18 protein-coding genes are annotated in these 19,579 nt (G+C 63.3%); 11 read left to right on the forward strand and 7 right to left on the reverse strand.

Annotation, left to right across the window (positions count from 1 at the left end):
• The first annotated feature begins 58 nt into the window (after positions 1–58).
• Together VII69_00880 and VII69_00885 are read left to right on the forward strand one after the other, a co-directional pair.
• A complete protein-coding gene (locus VII69_00880) occupies positions 59–820 on the forward strand; it encodes a double-CXXCG motif protein (GenBank protein ID HEY5093650.1) in 762 nt (253 codons plus the stop codon).
• 135 nt (positions 821–955) lie between these two features.
• Entirely contained in the window at positions 956–1,360 is a 405-nt protein-coding gene (locus VII69_00885; protein ID HEY5093651.1) for a cupin domain-containing protein, read from the forward strand.
• 90 nt (positions 1,361–1,450) lie between these two features.
• On the opposite strand, the gene purH is transcribed toward VII69_00885, so the two are convergent.
• The 7 genes from purH to VII69_00920 all read right to left on the reverse strand — a co-directional run bounded on the left by purH (position 1,451) and on the right by VII69_00920 (position 11,798).
• The gene (gene purH / locus VII69_00890) at positions 1,451–3,016 is read right to left on the reverse strand and encodes a bifunctional phosphoribosylaminoimidazolecarboxamide formyltransferase/IMP cyclohydrolase (GenBank protein HEY5093652.1); all 1,566 of its coding nucleotides are present in this window, start codon (positions 3,014–3,016) and stop codon (positions 1,451–1,453) included.
• Between the two features lie 5 nt (positions 3,017–3,021).
• The gene (gene smc / locus VII69_00895; GenBank protein HEY5093653.1) at positions 3,022–6,573 is read right to left on the reverse strand and encodes a chromosome segregation protein SMC; all 3,552 of its coding nucleotides are present in this window, start codon (positions 6,571–6,573) and stop codon (positions 3,022–3,024) included.
• A gap of 15 nt (positions 6,574–6,588) precedes the next feature.
• Positions 6,589–7,314: a ribonuclease III gene (rnc, locus tag VII69_00900; protein ID HEY5093654.1), complete on the reverse strand. Its 726-nt coding sequence runs from the start codon at positions 7,312–7,314 to the stop codon at positions 6,589–6,591.
• 4 nt (positions 7,315–7,318) lie between these two features.
• Complete coding sequence (gene fabF, locus VII69_00905) at positions 7,319–8,566, reverse strand: beta-ketoacyl-ACP synthase II (GenBank protein HEY5093655.1); 1,248 nt, start codon at positions 8,564–8,566, stop codon at positions 7,319–7,321.
• A 452-nt stretch (positions 8,567–9,018) separates the two neighbouring features.
• Positions 9,019–9,846 (reverse strand): fatty acid desaturase, encoded by an 828-nt coding sequence (locus VII69_00910; protein HEY5093656.1) that lies wholly within the window; start codon positions 9,844–9,846, stop codon positions 9,019–9,021.
• A gap of 230 nt (positions 9,847–10,076) precedes the next feature.
• Positions 10,077–11,105: a hypothetical protein gene (locus VII69_00915; protein ID HEY5093657.1), complete on the reverse strand. Its 1,029-nt coding sequence runs from the start codon at positions 11,103–11,105 to the stop codon at positions 10,077–10,079.
• A 156-nt stretch (positions 11,106–11,261) separates the two neighbouring features.
• Positions 11,262–11,798, reverse strand: a complete 537-nt coding sequence (locus VII69_00920) for a hypothetical protein (protein ID HEY5093658.1) — start codon at positions 11,796–11,798, stop codon at positions 11,262–11,264.
• Between the two features lie 271 nt (positions 11,799–12,069).
• On the opposite strand from VII69_00920, the gene VII69_00925 reads away from it, so the two are divergent.
• The 9 genes from VII69_00925 to VII69_00965 all read left to right on the forward strand — a co-directional run bounded on the left by VII69_00925 (position 12,070) and on the right by VII69_00965 (position 19,575).
• On the forward strand, positions 12,070–12,210 hold the full coding sequence (locus VII69_00925; protein HEY5093659.1) for a hypothetical protein: 141 nt from the start codon (positions 12,070–12,072) through the stop codon (positions 12,208–12,210).
• A 670-nt stretch (positions 12,211–12,880) separates the two neighbouring features.
• Positions 12,881–13,909, forward strand: coding sequence for a hypothetical protein (locus VII69_00930; protein HEY5093660.1), 1,029 nt, complete (start codon positions 12,881–12,883; stop codon positions 13,907–13,909).
• Between the two features lie 194 nt (positions 13,910–14,103).
• Positions 14,104–14,598 (forward strand): hypothetical protein, encoded by a 495-nt coding sequence (locus VII69_00935; protein HEY5093661.1) that lies wholly within the window; start codon positions 14,104–14,106, stop codon positions 14,596–14,598.
• Positions 14,599–14,888: 290 nt separating this feature from the next.
• Positions 14,889–15,164 carry a 50S ribosomal protein L27 gene (gene rpmA, locus VII69_00940; protein ID HEY5093662.1) on the forward strand — a complete coding sequence of 92 codons (276 nt, stop codon included), beginning with the start codon at positions 14,889–14,891 and terminating at the stop codon, positions 15,162–15,164.
• Positions 15,165–15,205: 41 nt separating this feature from the next.
• Positions 15,206–16,468: a GTPase ObgE gene (gene obgE, locus VII69_00945; protein ID HEY5093663.1), complete on the forward strand. Its 1,263-nt coding sequence runs from the start codon at positions 15,206–15,208 to the stop codon at positions 16,466–16,468.
• 4 nt (positions 16,469–16,472) lie between these two features.
• Complete coding sequence (gene nadD / locus VII69_00950) at positions 16,473–17,081, forward strand: nicotinate-nucleotide adenylyltransferase (protein ID HEY5093664.1); 609 nt, start codon at positions 16,473–16,475, stop codon at positions 17,079–17,081.
• Between the two features lie 220 nt (positions 17,082–17,301).
• Positions 17,302–18,564: a diaminopimelate decarboxylase gene (gene lysA, locus VII69_00955; GenBank protein HEY5093665.1), complete on the forward strand. Its 1,263-nt coding sequence runs from the start codon at positions 17,302–17,304 to the stop codon at positions 18,562–18,564.
• The gene (locus VII69_00960) at positions 18,564–18,992 is read left to right on the forward strand and encodes a DUF3465 domain-containing protein (protein ID HEY5093666.1); all 429 of its coding nucleotides are present in this window, start codon (positions 18,564–18,566) and stop codon (positions 18,990–18,992) included. Before lysA ends, VII69_00960 begins: the two co-directional genes overlap by 1 nt.
• Positions 18,985–19,575, forward strand: coding sequence for a Maf family protein (locus VII69_00965; GenBank protein ID HEY5093667.1), 591 nt, complete (start codon positions 18,985–18,987; stop codon positions 19,573–19,575). Before VII69_00960 ends, VII69_00965 begins: the two co-directional genes overlap by 8 nt.
• Positions 19,576–19,579 lie beyond the last annotated feature (4 nt).

Here is a 19,579-nt window from a genome sequence, read left to right on the forward strand (position 1 = left end):
GGTGATGCAATCATCCGCGTCGGTTCACACTGCGGTGCAGAACCTATAAGGTAGAATCGTGCGTCTCTTTCGTGTCCACCGCGACTATTCCGAATCCGCCGACGGGTTCTCGTACGACATCGTCGCGGCGCACACGTGGACACTGCCCGGCGTGCAAGATTGCCCGAAATGTTTTGAGACATGGGCTTCAAGCGTCGCGTATCCCGAAATCGACCTAAGCTCCCTGCCGGGCGAGGAGAGTTACCGCGCGCGGCGGCCGCAAACCCTTTACATCGTGCACCGGATGCGCGAAGCTTTGCGTCCGTTCGTCGCTGCGGGCACTTCGCTGCCGCCGGGCACCGAATTCGGACCGCTGATCGGTCATGGCAAAGGCACGTTCGGCGATTTCGGCTGGCCCCAATGGCCAGGCGTCATGCTCGTGCGGCCCGAGGCCGCGGCGCGGCTCGAAGCGGCCGGCATACGCGGATTGCGCACGGTGCCGGCTCGCATCTCGTATCGCGGCGGCGAAGATCCGAGGTTCCGTGAAGTAGCGTGCACGTATGAGGGCAGCATCGCAGACGACGCGTTGTCGCCGGGCGGTTCGCCCGCGTGCGTCGCGTGCGGCCATCGAAATCTCCCCAGTGGAAAGCGCACGCAGCTCGATCCGGCCTCGGTGAGCGGCGATGTCGACATCTTCCGAGGCATCGATCTCCCTTCGTGCATCTACGCTACTGAATCGTTTGTCAATGTCACGCGCTCGCTAGAGCTGACCGACATCGCATTCGAGGAAATAGCGTGGCGGCAGACTCCCGTCGAGCCGCGGGTCAGCTACCGGAAGTGACAGGTCTGGTCACCACGCCAATTATTTTGAGAGGGCACGTTCATGCGAGTTACCCGGTTTGCGTTAATCGGTTCATTGATCGCGGTCGCAATCGGATTGTCCGGTCAAGCCGCAACGGCTGAGGGCTCGGGTGGTGTGATTTTCTCACCCGCTTCATCGACCAAATTCGTGAACGTGCCCTTCCTCCCGAAGTGCATGGCGATCTCGATAAAGCAAGGAAACCCCACGAAGGGACCATTTGTCACCTTTGCGAGAATCGCGACCGGTTGCGTCGTTCCGTGGCACTGGCACACCGCTAACGTGGAGCTTTATTTCGTTAGCGGTACTGGAACTCACGAGCTGCAGGCAGGACACATCGTCGCACAGGTGCACCCCGGCGATTTTTTCTACCTACCGGCAAAGTCGATCCATTCGTTTCGTTGCACGTCGACTTGTCTCGTCTACAATGTTTCGGATCGTCCTGACATCATCCATTGGGTGGACCGGAACGGGAATGTCGTCTCGCAGGCTGACGCGTTGGTGCTGAACGAGGGCCCGTAGGGCCGCCGACGATACTTGATGACGTTAAGGCGACGCTGTTTTCACGAATATCGCGGCCCGTTTCCGTAGACGATCAAAACGGCACAGCCGCTAGTGCAAGAAGTACCGCCGCGACGCGAAGATCAGCGAGATGCCGGCGGATTTTGCCGCGGCGATGACTTCGGGATCGCGCACCGAGCCCTTCGGGGCGACCACCGCGACGATGCCGGCACGGGCAGCCGCTTCCAAGCCATCGGCGAACGGAAAAAATCCATCGGTCGCGAGCGTCGCTCCGCGCACGGCATCCCCTGCGCGAGCACATGCGAGCTCGACTGCGGCCACTCGGTTCGTCTGCCCTCCGCAAACGCCCAACGTCACTTCGTCCTTGACGACGACGGCCGCGTTGGACCTGACTTGCCGCACTGCTGCAAAACCGAACAGTAGATCTCGCCACGCAAGCGGCGATGGATAGCGGTCGGACACAAGAGTCCATTCATCCGGCGGCGCGGCCGGATCGGGCAATTCCATCAGCACGCCGCCGAGCGCCGAGCGGATCTTCACCGCATCCATGAGCGCAGCGGGTAGTCCAGCGTCGAACTGCAGCACGCGCAGATTTTTCTTGCGCTGCAGACGTTCGAGCGCGGCAGGCGTGTATGCCGGCGCCGAAACGACCTCCAAGAATCGAGACGCCAACACTTCGGCGGTTTCTTCGTCGACTTGTGCGCTGCAGGCGACGATGCCGCCGAACGCCGAGATAGGATCGGCGCCGAGCGAGGCGGTGACGGCATCGAGCGCGCTGTCGCGCGCGGCGAGTCCGCAAGGAACGGTGTGCTTGACGATGGCTGCTGTCACGCCGCGCCGCGCGGGCCCCGCCGGAAATCCGACGGGCTCTTCAATCGGCGCGAGAAGCCGGAGACATGCATCCACATCGAGGAGATTGTTGTACGACAGCGTCTTGCCCCAAAGCTGCGTGGGCTGGGGAACGCCGGCCGGCGCGACGTAGAACGCTGCGCGCGACTGCGGATTTTCGCCGTAGCGCAAGCTGGCCGCGCGCGGCAGATCGATGCGCAGCATGGCCGGCAAATCGTCCGGCCCTTCGGCGGCCGCGAAGTACGCCGCAATCGCCGCATCGTATTGTTCGCAACGGGCGAAGGCGGCCGCAGCCCATACGCGACGCTCGCTCGCGGTGGGTCCGCCGCGTTCGAGCGCGGCGACGTAGCTTGCATATTGCACGGGATCGACGAGCACGGCAACGTGCGCATAATTCTTCGCGGCCGCGCGCAGCAGCGTCACGCCGCCGATGTCGATCTTCTCGACGGCGTCCGCTTCGGACGCGCCTTTTCCTGAGACGGTCTGCTCGAACGGATACAGGTTCACGACGACCAGATCGAACGTGGGAATCTCGTACTTTTCCAGATCCTCGAGATGCTGCGGCCGGTCCCGGTCGGCTAGAATGCCCGCGAAGACTTTCGGGTGCAGCGTCTTGACGCGTCCGTCGAGCAACGGGGGAAACCCCGTCAGTATGCCGACGTCTTCGCACGGCAGCCCCGCGTCGCGCAGCGCGGCCGTCGTCCCCGACGTGCCGAAAAGCGCGAACCCGCGGCTGCGCAGACTTGCGGCGAGCGTTACAAGTCCGGTGCGGTCCGAGACGGACAGCAAGGCGGCAGGTCCGGCCACGCTCTTTAGGCCCCGATCTTCTCCAGCGCAAGCGACAGCACGCTCGATGCGCCCGGCTCGCCCATCGTGATGCCGTACAGACGATCGGCCAACGTCATCGTGGCTTTGTTGTGGGTGATGATGATCGTCTGCGCAGATCGCGCGACGTCCATGAGGGCGCCGCCGAACCGGCCGACGTTGGCTTCGTCCAGCGCTGCATCGATTTCGTCGAAGATGTAGAACGGACTCGGCCGCACACGCAAGATGGCGAAGATGAGCGCGACGGCGGTCATGGCGCGTTCGCCGCCGGACAGCAGATTGAGGCTCTGCATCTTCTTTCCGGGCGGCTGCGCGGCGATCTCGATCCCGGCCTGCGTGGGGTCGCTCGCTTCGGCCAGCCAGATCTTGCCGACGCCGCCGCTGAAGAGGCGCGCAAATGTCTCGCCGAACTCGACGGCGATCTTCTCGAAGGTGGCGTTGAACTGCCGGACGGATTCCGCGTCGATATCGGCGATGACGGCGAGCACGCTCGCGCGGGCCGCCTGCAGATCTGCGAGCTGTTGGCGGAGGAATTCGCGCCGGTCGAGCAGCGCGGTTTGATCCTCGGACGCGCTGAGATTGACGTTTCCGAGACGGCCGAGCTCTTCGCGCAGCCGCCGGATATCGTCATCGGCGTCGCCCTCGAAGCCGGCATAACGTGCGGCGACCTCATCGCACTCCGCCTGCGTGGCCGGGTTTTGCGCGAACGACGATGCGAGCATCGACATCTCCGCATCGATCTCGGCCAGGCGGATGCGGTGGCGCTCCAATTCTAACGACCGCGCCTGCCGTTGCGCGGACTGCGAGTTCAGGCGCTCCTCAAGCGATCGCGCGCGCGCGCTGAGCTCATCGCGTTTGGCGCGAAGCTCGTCCGCCTCGGCTTGGACCGCATTCAAAGCGGTGTCCGATTCCGCCCGAGCGGCGCCGATGGATTCGAGGTCCTCTCGACCGCGCTCGCGTTCGTCGCGAGCACCGGCGAGCGCTGCGATTCGCTCTTCGCGCGTTTTCCGCGACGCGACGACCCGGCTTCGCGCCGCCTCGACGTCGTCTCCGGCCTGAGCAACGCGTTCCACGAGCGCTGCGGCATCGGCGGCGGCCATGCGGTGCGCGTCGCGCAGCGAGCTCAAGCTGCGCTGCAAATCGTCTGCATGCGAAGCGGCGGTGGCCCGCTCGTGTTCGAGCGTGCTCGCGGTGTCGCGGCTTTCAAGGGCAAGCGCCGCATGCCGGTCTGCAGCCCCAGCCGCCGTGTGGAGATCCGCAACCGCGGTTGCAAGTTCGCGGGTCAGCGCGTCGATGCGAAGCGCGAATTGTGTGGCGTCGTCCAGCGCGCGCTCGAGCTCGGCGTAGTCGTCTCTGCGTTGCAGTTGCGCGTCGACGCGGCGCTTGGACGATTCTTCGACGACGGTGGCTGCCGCTGCGACCGACACTCGCGCGGCGTCGAAAACGGCTTCCGCACTTTGCACGTCTGCGTCGGCCGCCGCGGCATCGCGACCAAGCGATGTCAGCGCAGCGCGGCGTGCGAGCGGTCCGGTGTCGGCGTCTCCCTTGCCGCCCGTGATCGACGCGTTTCGAACCACTTCGCCGCCCAACGTCACGATGGTGGCCGGCAGCAGCGACGGCGCGAGTTTCAGCGCGGTATCGAGCGCATCGACGACGACGACATCGCGCAACAGGTGATCGACGGCTCCGCGAACTTCATCGGCGCATGAGACCAGCTCGCTGGCGCGGCCGACGAATCCACTCGCGGCGGAGACGTCGCGCACGAGCGGGAGTGCGACCTGGCGCGCGAGGTCGAGCGGCAGAAACGTGGCGCGGCCGCTTTTCGTCGTGTCCAGCATCGCGATGGCGGCTTGTGCATCCGCGGCGGTGCGCGTGACGACGTCGTGCACGCGGCCGCCGAGCGCGATGTCGATCGCCGCGGCAAAACGGCCGTCGACTTGGATGAGGTCCGAGATGATGCCGACCACGCCGTCGAGGCGTTCGGCCGCATGCTCGGCGACCACGGCCTTCACGCCGGCCGGCACGCCGATGCCGTGCTCCTCGATTTCTCGCAAAGCCGAAAGACGGGCGTTGATCCCGATGACTTTGGATCGCGCCCCTTCCAGAGCGGCACGTGCCCGTTCCATAACAGCTTCAGCTTCTTCGCGTGCGCTCGAGGCTGCGGCGGCTTCGGCTGTGAGGCGCTCGATCGCGCCGTCAAGGTCGGCCACGGCGGAGGCGAGGCTGCGCGCGCGCGAAGTTTCGGTTTCGGCCTTTGCGCTTGCGGTTCGCAGGTCTGCTTCGACCTGAGCGCCGGTCTGCGCGACGCGCTCGCGATCCGTGCGCGCGGCGACCGACGCCGCTTCACTTTCGGCGGCCGCCGCTGCTGCTTGCGCACGACGGTCTTCAACCGCACGCAGTGCGGCGTACGCGGCCTCCCAGCGGCCGGACCCTTCCGCCTCGGCGAGCGCGGCCGCTTCTGCGGCTCGCAACGCCGCATCGCGCTGTTCGCGTGCGGCGGAGAGCTCGCCGCCCAAAGTTTCCACAAGAGTCTCGGCGTCGGCGACATCGCGCGTCGCCGTTTCGACCTCGGTGGCGAATGCGACGCAACGCCGGTCGTTTTCTTCCGAGCGTGCCTGCGCGCCGGCTTGCGCCGTGGCGAGTTCTTGGACGGCTTGAGCGGCGCTCGAGCGCGCTGCGTTGCGCTCGTCGAGGGCGATGGTGGCCTGATATTCGTCGTAACGCGCCTTGGAGGCATCCGCTTGCAGCGTGGCCGTCTGCGCATCCGCCGCGGCGCGTTCGGCTTCTTCAACGCCGAGCACGCCGACAAGTCCGGCGCGTTCGTCGCGCCTCTGCGCGGTCTTGCGGACGTACGAGACGATTTCGAGATCGCGCAGCCTGCCGGTGACCTTCCGGTAGCGCTTGGCGCGGCGAACGGCCTGTTCCATGGCGGGAACTTGCTGCTCCAACTCGACGATCACGTCGTTGATGCGCACCGCATTGGTATCGGTCTGTTCCAGACGGCGCTGCGCCTCACGCTTGCGCGCCTGATATTTGCTCGTGCCCGCCGCTTCTTCAAAAACCTCGCGCCGCGACTCCGGTTTGGCCGACAGGATCGCGTCGATCTGACCTTGCGAGATTATGGCGGACGCATCGGGGCCAAGACCGGTGCCGAGAAGCAGATCCATGACGTCGCGGAGCCGGACTTGCGTTCTATTGAGGAAATATTCGCCATCGCCGCTGCGGTAGACGCGCCGCGTGACGGCGACTTCGTTGTACGGCGTGGCGAGCGCACCGTCGGCGTTGTCGAAGGTCAGGGTGACTTCGGCCATTCCAAGCGCGCGGCGCCGGCTGTTGCCGGCGAAGATGACCTCGTCCATGCGCGCGCCGCGCAATTGTTTCGCGCTCTGCTCGCCCAACACCCAACGCACGGCATCGACGAAATTCGATTTGCCCGAACCGTTGGGGCCGACGATCGCTGAAATGCCGGGTTCGAAAACCAAGCGCGTGCGGTCCGCAAACGTCTTGAAACCGAAAATATCGATGCTCTTGAGGTAGATGAACGGGCTCCTTCCTCAGCGGCGCAATCGGTGAAGCGCGTCCGCGGCTGCCGCGGCTTGCGCCAACTTCTTCGTCGGACCTGCGCCGGTTCCCAGCAAGTCGCTGCCCAAGAAAACGGAAATGGAGAATGTCCGCGCGTGCGCCGGTCCTGCTTCCGAAGTGACGGCGTATGCCGGCGCCCGTTTGAAGCGGCCTTGCAAGAGCTCTTGCAGCGCGGTCTTCGGATCCGCCGCCGCATCCTCGTCAGCGTGCGCGAGATGCTCGCGCATCACGAACTTGCTCGCTGCGGTGAAGCCTTCCGCGAGGAAGACCGCGCCGATGACGGCTTCAGCAGTCGCCGCGAGAATCGACGGCCGGCGCTCGCCGTGCGCCGCAGCTTCGCCCTTGCCGAGCAAGAGAAGCGGTCCCACATCCCATCGTTGTGCCGTCGCGGCGAGAGCGGCCCGCGACACCAACGCGGCTCGCCGGCGCGACAGTTCGCCTTCGGATTCCTTTGGATGACGACGAAAGAGATAGTCCGCGACAGCCGCCCCGACCACCGCATCGCCGAGAAACTCAAGCCGCTCGTTTGAGGCCGGCCGAGGACTCGCCGCTGGCTTGGCGCGGCCGCCTTCATGTGCGAACGAATCGTGTGTCAGCGCTTCGTCGAGCAGTCGCCACTCGTCGGTCGCGGCCGCCTTGAGCCGCAGCCGCACGCCGAACGCTCGCAAGGCACGGCGGCGGCCGATCGACTCCGACACGATGCTAGGCGGCGTACGTCCGGAAAACGAGCACGGCGTTGTGGCCGCCAAAGCCAAACGAGCTCGATAGTGCGACCTCCGGCGACGCCTTTCGCGCCACGTTGGGCACGCAATCGACGGGGCACTCGGGGTCCGGATCGGTGTAGTTGATCGTCGGCGGCAAGATTCCGTCGCGCAGCGTCAAGACGGTGCAAATGCCTTCGAGCGCGCCGGCGGCTCCTAGCGCATGGCCGAACATAGACTTGTTCGAACTCATCGGCAACGTTGGCGCGCGCGCACCGAAAACCGCGGCACATGCCTGCACCTCGGCGAGATCGCCGAGGCCGGTCGAGGTGGCGTGCGCGTTGATGTAGTCGACGTCGTCGGGGGAAGCATCCGCGTCGGCGATCGCCCGCTGCATGGCCATCCGCACGCCCCGTGCGGACGGATCGGGCGTGACGATGTGATAGGCGTCGGACGACTGCCCGTATCCGATGAGCTCCGCGTAGATATGCGCGCCGCGCGCTTTGGCGAACTCGAGCTCCTCAAGGATGAGCGCGCCGCCGCCTTCCGCCAAGACGAAACCGTCGCGGCCGCGGTCGAACGGCCGGCTCGCGGCGGCCGGATCGTCGTTGCGCGTGGACATGGCTTTCATCGAGCAAAATCCGGCGACCGCCAGCGGGGTTATGGCCGCTTCCGATCCGCCGGACACGATGACGTCGACGTCGCCGTTCGCGATCATGCGATAGGCATCGCCGATGGCGTTGTTCGAGGATGCGCACGCTGAGACCGTGGTCTGCGTAGGCCCGTGGACGCCAAGCGCGATGGAGATCTGGCCGGGAGCGCTATTGCCCATCAGCATTGGAATGAAGAACGGGGAGACGCGATCGGGCCCGCGTTCGAGCAAGATCCTGTGCTGATCCTCGAGCGTGAGGATGCCGCCGATCCCCGACGCGAAGATGACGCCGATCCGGTCGCGATTGTCGTCGGTGATGACGAGTTTGGCATCGGCCACAGCCTGTTTCGCTGCGACGAACGCGAACTGCGCGAAGCGGTCCATGCGCCGCGCCTCTTTTTTGCCGATCAACTCGCCGGGTTCGAAGCCGCGCACTTCGGCGGCTATGCGCGTCGGCATGGCGCTCGCATCGAACAACGTGATCGCGCGGACGCCGCTCTTGCCGGCGAGGACGTTCGCCCAAAATTCCGGAACGTTGTTGCCGAGAGGGGTCACTGCGCCGAGGCCCGTGACGACGACGCGTCTTGATGAAGGCATACGTTGGGATTAATCGGCGTCGGTCGCGCGCGGTTCCTGCACCGGAGTGAGTGCGCGCGACGTCGATGACGACATCGCGTGGGCTTGCACGCGATGATCGCGCATCGGCATCTACGCTAATGTGTGTCGCACCACTTGCCGATGGTGAAAGGGAGGACGCTTTTTCGGACAGAAGCGTCCGCGAGTGGACCCAAACAAGTCTCCGCACTCTCCGTCCGCAGGCGATAAGCGCTGAAGCCTCAAGGCCGATAGCGCAAGATGCAAGAGGCGTACAGAAACGCCCCGCACGCGATGGAAGACCCAGGGGGGAGGTGACCACATCATGGCCACAAAGAAGAAGGCAAAGAAGCCCGCGAAGAAGGCAGCGAAGAAGAAGAAATAACCGCACATTTGCGGCTATTTCAATCGTTTAGCATACGAGGGGTGTCGCGGCGCGACGCCCTTTCTTTATTCTACGACGCCGCCAAATTCGACATATTGCGAACGAGCCGCCGTTGCTTCATCGCTTCGCTCGGCAACCGCACGGCAGATGCAAGCCGCAGAGCCGCCAAAATGCGGATCACGACCCACGTCTGATCAAATTCGAACCAGCGCATGCCATGACGAGCCGAGAACGGAAACGCGTGATGGTTGTTGTGCCAACCTTCGCCCCACGCGAGGAGGCCGACCCACCAGCAGTTCGTCGACTTGTCGGTCGTCAGATAGGTGCGATACCCGAACCGGTGAGACGCGCTGTTCACGAGCCACGTGATGTGGTAGACGGCGACGAGCCGGACGAAGATGCCCCACACGAGCCACGGCAATCCGCCGATCGCGAAGAGCGCGACGCCGAGCGCGACCTGCAGCCACACGGACCGCGCCTCGAGAAACCGCAAGAACGGGTCTTGCAGAAGATCGGCGGCATAGCGGGATTTTTCTTCTCGCGACGGCCGTGCTTCGTTCGGCTGATAGAGCCATTGCATGTGCGTCCAGAGCAACCCGCGCCGCGCGTCGTGAGGATCACCGTCTTTGTCGGAGTGCGCGTGATGGATGCGATGCGTCGCGACCCAACTGATCGGCCCGCCTTGGAGCGCCAACGAGCCGAACAGCGCCATGGCGTACTCGATCGGTTTTGCAAGCACGAGGCTTCGGTGCGTCAACGTCCGGTGAAAGCACAACGACACGCCGATGCCGCCGGTGATATACCATAAAGCGAACATCACCGCGACGGCGGACCAACTGAAACTACCCGGCACGAACACCAGCAGCGCGCCCAAGTTGACGGTCCAAAGGCCGATCATTATCGGCCAATTCGTGGTTTTCATAAATGCATGGTGATTTTCTAGCGGCCCGGACAGGCGGACTCGCGGTCAGGCTCATATGAGATTTAATCCTCCGCACGATCATTACCTAGCCGCCGCCGGTAGTACGTACGAATAGTGCCCCATTCTGGATAGCAAAAAAAACGGCGCCTCTGTTTAGAAGCAGCCGCCTATCTTGCCGGTCCCCGCTTATCGCGGATCATCCGCGATCAAGGGCCAGTTTCTATTCCAATCTGGTTGACGTTTTTTTCGGCAAACCAGATGTTGTTGTCGGGACCGGCCGCGATGCCGTTCACGCCGCTCGCTGCAGTCGGCACCGCGAATTCGGTTACGACGCCCGCGGTGGTTATCTGCGCTATCTTATTGACCGTGGGTTCGGTGAACCACAACGCAGGGGCGCCGCTAGTAGGACCGGCGTTGATCCTGGCCGGGCCCGCATTCGGAGTTGTTGTGTTGAAGGTGGTTATCACGCCTAGGGGCGTGATCTGCCCTATCATACTAGGCCCGGATTCCGTGAACCAAACGTTCCCATCGGGACCTGTGGCGATGCCTTCAGGCCTGCTGTTCATCGCGAGCGCGAACTCTTGAAAATGGCCACTGAGGCGGCCGATCTTGTTCGCCGTATTTTCCGTGAACCAGAGCGCGCCGTCCGAACCGACCGTGATATACCCCGGATGCGAATGAGGCGTGGGAATCGCGTAGCCGGTGATGTTTCCGGTTGTAGGCGAGATGCTCGCGATACGATTGGCGTCGAGCTCGGTGAACCAGAGAAGGCCCCCGGGCCCGCTGACGATGCCGATGGGATCGGACTTCGGAAGATTCAACGGAAATTCTGTGATGACGCCGGCCGGGGTGATTTTCCCAATTTTATTGCCGATGGATTCGGTGAACCACAGATTTCCATCCGGACCGGCCGTTATTTGCACGGGCCGCGCGAGTGCCGTGGCGATATGGAAATGTTTGATCTTGTGTGTCGTCACGTTGACGACGCCTATGCTGTTCCGGAAGTATTCCGTGAACCAGATATTCCCGTCGGGCCCTGTGGTGATGGCAGTTGGACCACTGCTCGGTTGGGGAACGGGCAGCTCGGTGATCGCCGTGGCGATCAACGGGTGTAGGCCTCGCGCCGTCGTGGCCGGTTGTGAGCCGCCAAAATTGTTCGTGGGTAGAACGGATTTTCCGCCGCATCCAGCCAGCACGAGCATGCTGGCGGCAAGTATGATGAGTCCGTATTTCATATGAAGCGACTTTCACCTCGAGTGATTCGGCCATGATGGACCTTGATGATAACATCGTCCTGGGCCAACTACTATGCCCAAAATACCCAACGTGCGATTGCGCAATCCGAGAAGCAAAGCAAGCGCACCGCTTGCAAAGCAGCCTTCATCTCGCGTTCAGCTCGACCAACCCATTGCGCCTAACAGTATCCCGTGATTTTTCCCCGGCGCGTTGAAATCGTAGATTCGCAACGCCGACCAATCGAATCTAACGTTTATCTCTTCGAGCGATTGCGGCTCGATCGACTCATAGACTTGGATGACAAAGAGGATCTTGTTTCTTTCGAATATGCTTTCGGTGAGATCGATTATGTCGCTGACCGGAGGTTGGGTGCGTCGGAGGTCCAGCCCCGAATCGTCGCGCAGCGCGTCTCCCGACGGCGGCGCGAGGAAGACGACGATCGACTCGTCGGGCGAAACGACGAGCCGTTTGAGCCCGCTTTCGTAATCCTCGTGCTCGACGTCGATGCCCGCGCCGATTGGGGCGACATTCTTGCTGGTTATCGCGAAGACGTCGTCGTCCAGCTCAAATCCGATCGCCCTCGTCGCGAACACGTTGCGCACGATCCAATATAACGTATTGGCCGATCCTGCGAAGAGATCGATGACCATGCACGCGGATGTCGAGGTCGCGGTCTTGGCCGCGGCGGCCACATCTTTTCTGATCCGGTCGGCCAGCCTATCACGCGTGCATTCGACCGCGGTTCTCGCCAACTGCCTGCCTCGAGCATTCCAGTCCGCCGGTCTTAGCCCGTAGATGCACAGATACTCGGCGTCCGCAAAACTTTCCACTCCATAGCCCCATTTGCGATTCCCCGGTCCATCCGACGTCACAAGTAGCGTGCCCCAGCGATGGAGTTATCGGGCAGTAGATGCGCAACGCAATCGTCTCCGACATCCACGGAAACCGCACGGCTTTGAAGCGGTGTTGGCGGACTTGAAGCAGACTTCTCCTGATCTGATCTTCCACGGCGGTGATCTCGCCAACTCGGGATCGAGCCCGGTCGAAATCGTCGACCGCATTCGCGATCTGGGTTGGCGCGGCGTGGTGGGCAACGCCGGCTAGATGCTATATGCACCCGAATTGCTGACCGCGATTGCGGATCAAGCGCCTGCGATGCAGCCGTTCCGTGCCGCAATCCAGGCAATCGCAGTTGCCACGCGCGAAGCGCTCGGAGAAGAGCACCTAGCTTGGTTGCGTGCCTTACCGCACAAGCAAACGCACGGCCCCATTGCGCTTCTTCACGCAAGCCCCGATAGTTTTTGGCTCGCACCCGCACACTATGTGGTCGATGCCGAACTAGAAGCGGCATTCGCACCGCTGAAGAAGCCCGGCGGTATACGCCCACATACATCGTGCGTTCATCCGGCGTTTGCCGAACATGACCGTCGCGAATTCCCGTAGCGTCAGTCTCTCATACGATGGCGATCGGCGCGCAGCATACTTATTATTGGATGATTCGACGCCGACGATCCGGCGCGTCGAGTACGATTTCGACCGCGACTGCAGGACTCTTTCAGCGTGCGGATATCCACACGCTAATTGGATCGCGAAAATCCTCGATAGCGCGCCTCAACAACGTCCCTAGGTCTTTCGAATAACGCGCTTCATATGGAATCGCCCTCGTGATGCGCATTACAGGATGGGTCTTTTAGGCATGGTAATGGGCCCAGGACGAATGTTACGATGACAACTCAAATGAGCGCTCGTCTAGACGGAGTCGCAATTGAATTCTATGAGAAATGTGTTCATCGCAATCGCCGCTGGAGCTCTGCTTATCGCAGGGTGCGGCGTCAAGTCCGTGATTCCCGCCGGCAATTTCGCGGGATCTCCGAACGGCATCAACGGACGCAGCGTCCACACTGCGGCCATGACCATCACAGAAACGCCGGTTCCGCAAGCGAGTAGCGGTCCGACTGGAATCGTCACCGGACCCGACGGCAATATTTGGTTCACGGAATATTTCAAGAACAGCATCGCCGTCTTCAACGTCACGACGAGCAAGATCAAGCACTTTCATATCACGACGGCCAACGCGCGGCCGGCCGGAATCACTGTTGGCCCGGACGGAAATCTGTGGTTTACAGAATCGATCGGCAACAAGATCGGTAAGATCACGCCGGCAGGTGTGATCACTGAGTTCCCGATCAATATACCGAAATCGGATCCCATCGGCATCACGACAGGAGCCGACGGCAATCTGTGGTTCACCGAGCTCGACGGTAACCGGATCGTCAGCATTTCACCGACAACCGGAAACCTCACCGGCTTCCTCGTGCCGACGCCGCGCTCTCACCCGGCATTTATCACGCTCGGCCCGGACGGCGCGCTCTGGTTCACCGAAAATACCGCCGGTAAGATCGGCCGTCTGAACGGTCACTTCACGGAGTTCGCGCTTCCGATAGGAAGCAATCCTGAAGGCATCGTCACTGGTCCCGACGGGAACCTGTGGTTCACCGATGATGCGCTGAGCCAAGTCGACAAGATGACGACAGCCGGCGCGGTGACCACGTATCCCACGCTTACCGCCGCCGCTGTGCCGAGCAGAATCACCGTCGGTCCGTCGGACCTCGGCCCCGCGGCGCTCTGGTTCACGGAATCAGGCGCCAACAACATCGCAGAGGTCACAACTGCAGGCGTCGTGTCGGAATTCCCAGCTCCGACCCCGGCGAGCGGACTCACCGGTATCACGCTTGGACCCAACAACACGGTCTGGTTCACCGAACACATCGCAAATAAGATCGGGACGGTTGCGGGCATCTAACGCTCGAAATACTCGTCCACGCATCGAAGCGGCCGCGAGCGATCACCCCTAGGGGTGGTCGCTCGCGGCGTTCACAGGGGTTCTTCATTTTGTGTCGGAACGGCGACGCGATGTCGCGCACCCGTCGTAGTTAGGCGAACACACCGATCATCGTCGGCTTCTGTCTGCTGCTCGGCGGTTGCACGGGAAAAAGCGTGCCGGCGGCCATCAACAGATTGGGACTCGCGTCGACCGCCCCAATCACCGCCGTCAGTCTCGGACGTGACGGCAGGGTCTGTTTTGCGATCGCGCATAATGGGCCCGGTCCCGGCGTCTCCTACGGTCAGGGAATCGGCGATCTCGGCGTCGATGCCTATCGAGGCGTGTGGGTGACGATGCCGTGCACCGCGTTTGGTTCGCGGTGCGGCGCCGGATACGCACGTTTCGGCGGCGACTACGGTCCGCTGCACAAGATCCATCCTTTGGGAAAAGCCGATGGCGTGCCGCTCGGCATCGCGATGATGGCAAACGGCGGCGTGTGGATCGCCGAACAAAACACAAACGCGGTCGTCTCCGTTACGCCGGGCGACAAAGCAACTGTCGTCACCGCCCCCCGACCGGGCGTTCAAACCGGTTGGAGCGGAAGCCGACGGCCACGGCGGTGCCTTACTCGCAGGAGAGGAACACGGCAAGATCCTCGACGGCGATAATCGCGGCCGGATCCGCACGTACGTATTGCCGGCCCGAGACTCGCAGATCTCATCGGTCAAAGTGGGTCGCGATGGGACCATTTGAGTTCACTTTGGCGTAATATGTGCGGCCCGGGAATCGCGGTTAATGCAGTTCGCGTTGCGGGACGAAGGCCGGTTTCGGAGCGCTTATCTCCTATCCCCTCGCATATTTGACCCATTCGGGCGCCTTTGATATACTACCGAAGCTGTTTGAATCATCTGAATCAACCGTCGTCCCGAATGACAGACCGGAGAACCTAGTGTCTTTTCTGATCGATCTTCAACGCTTCGCCCACAAAAAGGGCCTTGGATCTTCGCGCAACGGTCGCGACTCCAATTCGCAACGCCTCGGCGTGAAGAAATTCGGGGGCGAAAAAGTCGGTGCCGGCAACATCATCTTGCGCCAGCGCGGCACCAAATTCTACCCCGGCGCGAACGTCGGCATGGGTAAGGATAACACGCTGTTCGCGCTGGCCGCCGGCATCGTCAAATTCGCACGCCGCGGCCGCGACCAGCAGGTCGTGGCGGTCGCTGCCGACGTTTGATCATCGCCGCCCGGGCTGACGCAGCCGGGCTCGTCCGCTAGATGTTCGTCGACGAAGCTCACATCTCGGTTCGCTCCGGCAATGGCGGCAATGGCATCGTCGCCTTCCGGCGCGACAAATTCACGTCGCGCGGCGGACCGACAGGCGGCGACGGCGGCCGCGGCGGCTCCGTCTACTTACAAGCGGATTCGCAGCGCACGACGCTCATCGATTTCCGGCACAAGCGCATCTTCGCAGCCTCAAACGGCGAGGATGGCGCGGGCGACAATTGCCACGGCAAAGACGCCGAGGACATCATACTTCCGGTTCCCTGCGGCACGCTCGTGTATTCGAAAGGCGAATTGCTCGCCGATCTCAACGAACCGGGCGCGACGGCGTTGATCGCGCGCAGCGGCAAAGGCGGCCTGGGCAATCAACACTTCGCCACGCCGACGCGTCAGACGCCGCGTTTCGCGCAAAAAGGCGAGCCGGGCGAAGAGTTCGAGCTCGACCTTCAACTTAAACTGTTGGCCGATGCCGGCATCGTAGGCGCCCCTAACGCCGGCAAGTCCACCCTCCTCGCGTCGGTTTCCGCCGCCCGCCCGAAGATCGCCGACTATCCATTCACCACGTTGCAGCCGCAGCTCGGCGTTGTGCAGATCGACGTTGACGCGAGCTTCGTGTTGGTCGACGTTCCTGGTCTGATCGAAGGCGCCAGCCAAGGTGCCGGCCTCGGCGACAAATTTCTGCGCCACGTCGAACGAACACGCGTCTTGATCCACCTCGTTGACGGCGGGCTTCCGCCCGACGAGGCGCTCGCGCAAATGGCGATGATCGAGCACGAGTTGGCCGATTGGAGCCCGCTATTGCTGCGCAAACGGCGCATCGTCGCCGTTTCGAAACAAGATCTTCCCGATGCCGCCGAGACCCTGCGCGCGGTGCGCGAGAAGACCGGCGCTGAAGTGTTCGGCATTTCTGCGGCGAGCGGCTTAGGCATCAAGAGCCTGATGGGCGCCGCGTACGACGCCATCCTCACGGCGCGCACGGACGACCTCGAAACCGACGCCGGTGCCGTGCCGGTCCTTCATCCAAAAGCGAAAGCGCCGACGGCGGGTGTCAACGTGCTCAAAGAGGGCGCCGCGTACCGCATCGTCGGCACGAAGATCGAGCGCCTCGCGGCGATGACCGAGTTCGATTCGGAAGACGGCCGCGCTTACTTCGACCGCGTGCTGCAGCGCAGCGGCGCGCGCCGCAAGCTCGAAAAGCTCGGAGCGCAACCGGGCGATCGCGTTCGCGTCGGCACCGTCGAATACACGTTTTCGTAGCGACGTGCGCGAGATTCGCCGGACCGGCATACTCGGTGGCACCTTTGATCCCGTGCACGACGGGCATATTGCGATCGCGCGCGGGGTGCTTGAGGCCGCGCCGCTCGATCGTGTTCTGTTCATGCCCGTGGGCGCACCAGCGCATCGCGAAACGCATGCCTCCGCCGCCGACCGCGCAGAGATGGTGCGCCTGGCGCTTGAGGGCGTTGATTCGCGCTTGCAATTCGATGCGACCGCACTCGACCAACCCGCACCCGCTTATACCGTCGATACGCTTGCGCTCGCGCACAAGGCGTTTCCGGACGACTCGTTGTTTTTTATCGCCGGCGCGGATTCGCTCGCGCACAGCGCATGGCGCAGGCTTGACGAAGTGGCAACCGCGGTGGAGCGCTTCTACGTCGTGCCGAGGCGCGGAAGTTCTTGGGCAGACGTCGAGAGAGTGCTCGGTGACCTCAACCCAGCGTTGCGCGCGCGCTTCGTGCCGCTCGACCTCGCCGTAGACGACGTAAGCTCGAGCGAGATTCGGACTCGCGTCGCGGCAGGGCAATCGATCGATAATTTGGTGCCGCATCGCGTGGCACGCTACATAGATCGCCGGGGGCTTTATAAGTAGAGGCTAGTTGGTGCCGAAGGCGGGGAATGCGAACGTTCCCGTCGCAATCGGTCGAGTCGCTCGACGGGCGGCGGCAGCACCGAAACAACCTAGCAGCAAAATGCGGCACTGACCGACGATACGCAAGCGGTACTTGCGCGGCAATGGGTCGCGCGGCGATCTTTCGAACGGCACGGTTCCCATTATAATAGGACCAATGGTTCCCCACAATTCCGAACATGTGGTCGTAGCACCGGTCCGGGCAGGCGCAAGCGTCCTTCTCGGCCTTTCTGTGACGTACGGCACACCACTGCTCGTCATCGACGAGCTCACGCTGCGGGGCGCCATGCGGCGTTTCTCCACGGCGTTCGCTCGCGAAGGCTGGACGGCGTCGGTGACCTACGCCGGCAAAGCGCTGCTCGTCCGGGCGATCGCGCGCATCGCCAGCGAAGAAGGCTTGGCGCTCGACGTCTGCTCGCTCGGCGAATTCGAAACGGCCTTGCGGGCAGGTGTGCCGGCCGCCGATTGCATCGTGCATGGCTGTTGGAAGACCGCGGCCGAACTCGATGCCGCGATTTTGAACGGGGCCCGCCACGTCGTCGTCGATCACCGCGCGGAGATCGACGAATTGGGCGCGCGCGCGAAAGCGGCCGGCACGACCGCCGATGTCCTCGTGCGCGTCAATCCCGGCATCGCTGCGCACACGCACGAACTTATCCGGACCGGCGCGCCGGATTCGAAGTTCGGCTTCGTCTTGAGCGACGGGCAAGCGCTCGCAGCGGTGATGGCGGTCCTTGCTCATCCGAACTTGCGCTTCGCCGGTTTGCACTGTCACATCGGATCGCAGATCTCGGATCTCACGTCGTACGAAACCGAAGTCGACGAACTGCTCTCGTTCGCGCGCGATGTGCGACGGCACTGCGGCGCTCAATGCGAGGTCATCGACGTCGGCGGCGGCCTTGGCCTCGGCGCCGGCACGGCAGAGCTGACGCCCGAGAACTGGTCGGACGCGATCTTCAGCGCATTCGAACGTGGTCTCGCCGACGGCGAGCTTGCGCGCCCTCACATCTATGTCGAACCCGGCAGGGCGCTCGTGGCACAAGCCGGCACGACGCTGTACACGATCGGCGTCCGCAAGCGGTTGCCCGACGGCTGCGAGGCGCTCATCGTCGACGGCGGGATGTCCGACAATCCGCGACCTGCGCTCTACGCGGCTCGCTACGATGTGTCGATCGTCGGGCGCGAACACGAAGCGCCTGACGGTGAGTACACGATCTTCGGCCGGCACTGCGAAACCGACCGGCTTGTCGCGCGCGTACCATTGCCTGCGCCGCAAGCGGGCGATGTGCTTGCGGTAGCGGACACCGGCGCGTATACGTATTCGATGGCGAGCAACTACAACCGGTTTCCGCGGCCCGCGGTCGTGTTGGTCAACGAAGGACGCGCTCGGCTCATCGCACAACGCGAACCGCTCGAACACGTGCTGGATCTCGACGTCGATTGATGCGCTCGCTGCACGTGGCGGCCTGCGCCGCGGCGTCCGTTCTCTGCTGCGCGATCGCGAGCTGCTCGCTTGGCGGCGCGAATCCCGACAATGCCGGAGCGCTCGACGACATAGCGCACGGCAGGAGCGGCGCGGAGGTCACGGTGGACGGCGCGGTCGTCCGCGTGCTAACGACGCAGGACGGCGCGCAAGGCGCCCACGAGCGCTTCGTCGTCGCGGTGCGAGCGGGCAACGACGAGCAAGATGTCCTCGTAGCCGACAATATTTCGATCGGCCGCGCCGCGCCCATTCACCAAGGTGATACGGTGACGGTGCGGGGCGAACTTGCGATAGACCCGAGCGGACCTGTCATCCACTGGACGCACCACGACCCTCGCGGGCATCACGAATCCGGATTCGTGCGCGACAACGGTGTCCTCTATGACTGAGCGGCTCCGCGCGGTGAGCTTGGCATCGAGTTCGCCCCGAAGGCTAGCGTTGCTGCGCAGCGTCGGACTCGACGTCACCCTCTTGCGCAGCGAGTACGAAGAAGTCAACGAACTTGGTCCGGATGACGACCCTCGGGCGCTCGCGCTCCGTCACGCGGACGGCAAAGCGTCGGCGGCGCAAGCCGGCGGTCCGCCCGTTCTCGTAGCAGCCGACACGATCGTGGTCGTGGACGGTATATTGCTCGGCAAACCGCGCGACGAACCTGATGCGCGGCGCATGCTCGCGCTGCTCGCCGGCCGCGAACACGACGTCCACACCGCATTTGTCGTGCTCGACCGGTCGAACGGCTCGCGCGAACAAGGCGTCGAATCGGCGTGCGTACGCTTCGCCGCTCTCGACGATGAGCGGATCGCCCGCTACGTCGCCACCGGCGAGCCGATGGACAAAGCCGGCGCATACGGCATCCAAGGCAAAGGCGCGCTCAACGTCGTTTCCATCAAAGGCGATTTCTACGCCGTCATGGGCCTGCCGCTCGCCCGGCTCGACCAGGCTTTCGCAGCCCTTGGCTACGAATTGCTGTAGGACG

Source organism: Candidatus Eremiobacteraceae bacterium, from assembly GCA_036511855.1.
Taxonomy (GTDB): Bacteria; Vulcanimicrobiota; Vulcanimicrobiia; order Eremiobacterales; family Eremiobacteraceae; genus JABCYQ01.

Excerpts from the sequence above, each read along its gene's own strand:
- VII69_00960 (HEY5093666.1), top strand. The coding sequence starts at position 18,564 with ATGCGCTCGCTGCACGTGGCGGCCTGCGCCGCGGCGTCCGTTCTCTGC.
- obgE (HEY5093663.1), top strand. The coding sequence starts at position 15,206 with ATGTTCGTCGACGAAGCTCACATCTCGGTTCGCTCCGGCAATGGCGGC.
- fabF (HEY5093655.1), bottom strand. The coding sequence starts at position 8,566 with ATGCCTTCATCAAGACGCGTCGTCGTCACGGGCCTCGGCGCAGTGACC.
- VII69_00930 (HEY5093660.1), top strand. The coding sequence starts at position 12,881 with ATGAGAAATGTGTTCATCGCAATCGCCGCTGGAGCTCTGCTTATCGCA.
- VII69_00915 (HEY5093657.1), bottom strand. The coding sequence starts at position 11,105 with ATGAAATACGGACTCATCATACTTGCCGCCAGCATGCTCGTGCTGGCT.
- VII69_00965 (HEY5093667.1), top strand. The coding sequence starts at position 18,985 with ATGACTGAGCGGCTCCGCGCGGTGAGCTTGGCATCGAGTTCGCCCCGA.
- VII69_00910 (HEY5093656.1), bottom strand. The coding sequence starts at position 9,846 with ATGATCGGCCTTTGGACCGTCAACTTGGGCGCGCTGCTGGTGTTCGTG.